Below are 4,933 nucleotides of genomic sequence, written 5' to 3' on the forward strand. Positions count from 1 at the left end.
GGACCCGCGCGCAGGCGACGCAGACGCCGAGCACGGGGAGGAGCCGCCCCTTGCGGCGTGCTGGTCGATCTGGTGCTTTTACATACTGGCTTATATTTCTATTATGGCTTTTTATTCTCGGTTTATTAGCTTTTGGATTCTCGAATCTAAATCATATCCCTAAAGGGGTGTTTCTCGATTGGTGTAGTTGCAGAGATTGCGACGTTAATTCAACGTCGAATAAGCTGCTTCTTCAAGGGGGGGAAAGCTGCTGCTTACATACCGGAAGGTAATGCGTCTTAGCGCGAACTGAAGATGGAATGCAAGGAAGGCAGACTTATCCCCAACGGTCGAGTTAGAAGGTTATTTTTAAACTGTTAAAAAGTTAAAGGCCGAAAAGCGCGTTTAATATCATTTGGTTAGGGCCTGTTTCTGTGCGCGATGTTCCGATAAGGCGTGCGCGATATTCCGAAAGAAAGCGTGCGCGATATTCCGTTGGGATGTGCGCGATGTTCCGATAAGACGTGCGTGATATTCCGAACGAGAATCGCGTTGCTGTGAATAATGGGAGTAATCATCGTCGACAGGGCAGAAGGCATACTTTGCGACCGTCAAGAACAACTGCAACAGGCCTCCAATTCTTGAGAATGGATATAGGGAAGAGAAAACTTCGGAATATCGCGCACGCCGGAAAAGGCATTAGGCCAGATATTCGGAATATCGCGCACATTAACGATCTTCACCTTGCTAATTCGGTCATCAAGTTCACGCCGATAGTTGCCCAAGGTGTTTATGAGGCGCAGTCTCTGCCCAAACGCCATGAATTCGGAACATCGCGCACGTTTAAGGTAGGTCTCTGGCGTTCGGACGTCCGTGCGTGTGATTCCTTGGGCGATGACAAGTTATGGCATCCGATAAGTAGCAGGCTTGATATCTTAGGTATTTTGCGCTTCACAGCAGCCTAGGAAAACAAACGCGACAGCGTCTCATGGTTCGGAACATCGCGCACATGTCCTGCTCATATTTTATCGCTAAGATTGTGATTCTCGATGTTCAAAAATCACTACGGGACGCCCTCCCCTTGGACCTACTTCGAGGGATAGCTGATAATCGGGGATAACGTCATCGCCTATAATTTTGAGAAGATCTCTTTTGAAAAATCGTAATTCGCGTGTAGTACCGATTTTCTTGGCGAGTTTATCTAGACTAATTTTCCATATTTCCTGGTTACCAAGATGCTTTCGTCCGATTTCATAAATACGGCGCCCCAGGCCACTATCGAGACTAAAATAAGTGGGGTTAATTGTCAGCACCCTGCGTTCCTTGACGAGGGCACGAAACATCCAGTCATTGAGCGTAATTTCAATGGCTGCCATAATTTTACGTCCAGTCGATGTTTTCCGCTCGACTACGCGCCATGTCTCTATCCAGCCAAACCCGCGCCGGTCGCGTTCGTCTGCAGATTCGATGGTTGTCATGATATTTGTAGATCTCAGACGATGAAGCGCATCGAGCAAAAGGTCGTAGCTGCGCTTACCTGTTCCTCGACCGGTGACGCGCAGCAGATCATGCGCAGCGAAGCGGACTGTATGGTCGACAGTCATTCCTCGCTCAATGCGTTCATTGATAAGAGAGACGACATAAAGAAGTATGTCTTTATCCCAAATCGTCGCAAGCCCTTTTGGGCCAGGTTCTATGGTAATTTGTATTTTCCCGTCGTCATATACCAGAGGCTCCATGCGCGGTTGCTTCTGGATGCTGAAGAACGGATATTCCATAAGGGCTCTGTCATCCTTTAACGGAGCCCCTATTAGGGAGTCGACAAACAGGTCAGCTTCGTTGCTAGCCATTATCTACCCCAGCCTTGCCTTTTGTGCGCGATGTTCCGAACGCAAACAAACCGGTTAATACAGCCAGGGTCAATGATTCTCTCGTCAGTGTTACGTATTTTCATCACCCAGCACCTGATCAATCTCGGCCCGGAGTCTTCGCAAGCGTTCACGGTCTTCCGAATTAAGCGGGAGTTGTTGGGCACGGACTTCACTTAGACGCTGGGCCATCCTGTCTACGGATGTAAACGTAAATCCAGAAGGTTTGCGGGTCGGTGCGGATTCTGGCCGTTCGAGGTCAGCTCGACCCAGTCGAATAGCTTTTACTGTGAGTTGTCCGGTTCTGGCTTGTTCAATGAGCTCTTGTTGTCTCACAGGATCCGGGACTCGTGCGAGTTCCACAAGGGTATTTCGTGCCACACCTCGCTCTGACGTCAACTCTTCAAGGATATCGGTTGGGAGCGTCAGGATTTTCAGGATAGAGCTAATTTCGCCGCGACTTTTTCCAAGAACTTCACCTGCCTGGCTCTGGTTCCAGCCTCTTTTTTCAATCAGTCGTTGGATGCCGGTTGCTTCTTCCAGAGGGTTTAGGTCCACTCTCTGAAGGTTCTCAATGAGCGCTGCGACTTCAGCATCACCGTCGTGTTCAATTGCAAGCATGCTGGACCAGCCAGCATGTTGCGCTGCTCGCCAACGGCGTTCGCCCGCGACTATGACCCATCGTTTGTCGGATTGTGAGTTCGTGACACGACGTACAAGAATGGGTTGAAGCTGTCCTTCAGCGACCATGGTTTCTGCTAGTGCTGCGATACTCTCGTCGTCGAAACTTTTTCGCGGTTGGTCCGGATCTGGCGCTACTTCTGTCAAAGGAACTTCGAATGTATGTCGAAATTTGCCGTCCTGGCGAACGAAACTGTTGCTGGCGTCGTCAATGAGACCAGCGGCTACGCCGAGAATAGGAGACGGGGCTTTTGTTTTGCGTCGGGTTGCCATCACGCATTACTTTCAGGCTGTTCGATATCTGCAAGCGGAAAATCTGTCTTCGTTTGGAGTGCTTGTGCCAGTCGAAGGTATGGTGCCGTTGCGGCTGCTGAAGAAGAGGACTCCAACGCAATCCTGCCTGCGCGTGCAGCATGACCGTACACAGCGCTTGAAGGCACGGGTTCCAGAACTGGAGCGCGGTCTTTCATCATGGAACATAAGTGTTGAAGGACTTCGCGGTCCACAGATTTGCGTGCGTTATATTGGGTCGGTAAAATACCAAGGAGTCGAAGCCCTGGATTCAGACGACGCTGGATCTTGCCGATGGTGCCGATAATCAGGCCAACGCCCATTGTGTCGTAAGGCTCGGTTCTCACAGGGACAATTGCATCATCGGCAGCAGCAAGGCTCATCCATGTAAGCATGCCGAGATTGGGAGGTGCATCGATCACGATCCAGTCGTAGTCCTCACGGACAGGATCAATGGCTTCCCGTAGCGCGGCGTCAAAACCGGGTTCTCTCCGGCCGTCCGTTTCGGCTAGGTCAATATGGCTGGCGATGAAATCGAAAGGCAGTTCGCGTCCGTCTGGTAGCGTGCCCGCCGCAACCACGATCTCAGAAAGGGGTTTTCCACCAAGGATGAGGTGAGCGGTCGTTTTGCCTTGATGATAAAGTTCAACACTGGCGCCAGCGAGTATCCCGGCTGTAGCTGTGGCTTGTGGATCCATATCAATGAGAAGAACGCGCCCTCCCAGTGATGACAACGCGTATGCGAGGTTGAGCGATGACGTTGTTTTCCCAACGCCGCCTTTTTGGTTTGCCAGCACAAGTATTCTTGCAGAATCTTGAACTGCGCCAGCCATATTACGTATCACCTCGGCGACATCATCCGGGATTGGTTCTTTATCGTTTTCCCACCGGCTAATCTTGGGCTTATCATAGCTTCGGCCAAGTCTGCGGTTGAGTTCATCTTTGATGTCGGCCTGACTTAATCGCAAAGTCAGTCGGCTATTTCGAAATGTTTGACCGTTCATTATGGCTTCCCCAGACAGACTTTTGATGCGTAAAATAGCATCAACGTCAACGATGATGGTTGATGTTGATTGTTATGAGTCTTTCTTGTCAAGGAAAAAATCGACGGCATATGGGCTGATATGAAGCCCTAAATTGGTCTTCGAGAGATACGATCAATGTTGCCTGCTTCTCGTCGAACATCTAATCCGGCCCAGGTGCGGCATGGCTGAAGTGGCAACTTAGGACCATATTATAGATTACTTGTGTCTTGAATGAGGCTTTGTCAAAGCGGACGAAGCATTAAAACGAGGCATAAATCAGCCGAGGAGATAGCGATCAAAGATATAATGGAGGATGATATTTTGCTGTGCGACGTGTTACGATAGTCTTCTGGTTCTAGTTCATCCTTATGCTCAATGTTCGGACGTCAGAACATTCTCAGGCGGAATTTGTAAGATCATTCTCGGATGGGAGTAATACATTCCATTGCAAAATGCGTGAACTTCAGGGTATTGGAGCAGATGCTGATGTTCGGACGTCAGAACATCAGATGGCGCGTACCGGATTTTTATGAGCAGTGGTTCTGGACGTCGTTGGTCATCGAGATCGTGGTCGGTTCCTTGATTGCACTCCCCCCAAGTTCAGGAAACCTATCGAACATGCATTCACCCTGACTGGGGACTTGGATAATGCGTCGTTTTTCCTCATCGTCCACTGCGAGCGATCGCAAGGCGTGCTATGTCGATGAGGGGGCAGCAACCAATTCCGCTGTCTTCATGTGGCCGGCGTTTCATCCGAAAGATCGTCATGGAACGTACTCGCTGCAGTGAGACGTTCGCTGGACATGGTAAGACGGAGCATTGCCGCACCTTGGCGGCTCTAGCCTATGACAGCAAGACGGATCGCAGCATCGGGATAGACCAGGACGCTGCCATGGCGCTCATCCTCGAATGTTCAGGAGGCCGACCTGTTAATCATGTGGAGATGACGATACGGTACAAGCGGATCATCGACGTTCTTTTTCAAGGCATGAAAGAAGTGAGAGATAGGTCACGCTGCTACATATGCCGTTTTGCTTTGAACTAACACTACAGTTGTGTTTTGATGCGAGATATGATTCCGTGTGTTGG

The 4,933-nt window shown here is 50.0% G+C and carries 3 protein-coding genes; all 3 read right to left on the reverse strand.

What is annotated here, in order from left to right:
- Positions 1-1,010: 1,010 nt before the first annotated feature.
- The 3 genes from B7449_RS13275 to B7449_RS13285 all read right to left on the reverse strand — a co-directional run bounded on the left by B7449_RS13275 (position 1,011) and on the right by B7449_RS13285 (position 3,823).
- Positions 1,011-1,829, reverse strand: a complete 819-nt coding sequence (locus B7449_RS13275; RefSeq protein WP_010511482.1) for a replication initiator protein A — start codon at positions 1,827-1,829, stop codon at positions 1,011-1,013.
- A 90-nt stretch (positions 1,830-1,919) separates the two neighbouring features.
- Positions 1,920-2,801: a ParB/RepB/Spo0J family partition protein gene (locus B7449_RS13280; protein ID WP_010517477.1), complete on the reverse strand. Its 882-nt coding sequence runs from the start codon at positions 2,799-2,801 to the stop codon at positions 1,920-1,922.
- Positions 2,801-3,823, reverse strand: a complete 1,023-nt coding sequence (locus B7449_RS13285; protein WP_025440117.1) for a ParA family protein — start codon at positions 3,821-3,823, stop codon at positions 2,801-2,803. Before B7449_RS13285 ends, B7449_RS13280 begins: the two co-directional genes overlap by 1 nt.
- Between the last annotated feature and the right edge of the window lie 1,110 nt (positions 3,824-4,933).

Source organism: Komagataeibacter intermedius TF2, assembly GCF_000964425.1.
Lineage (GTDB): Bacteria > Pseudomonadota > Alphaproteobacteria > Acetobacterales > Acetobacteraceae > Komagataeibacter > Komagataeibacter intermedius.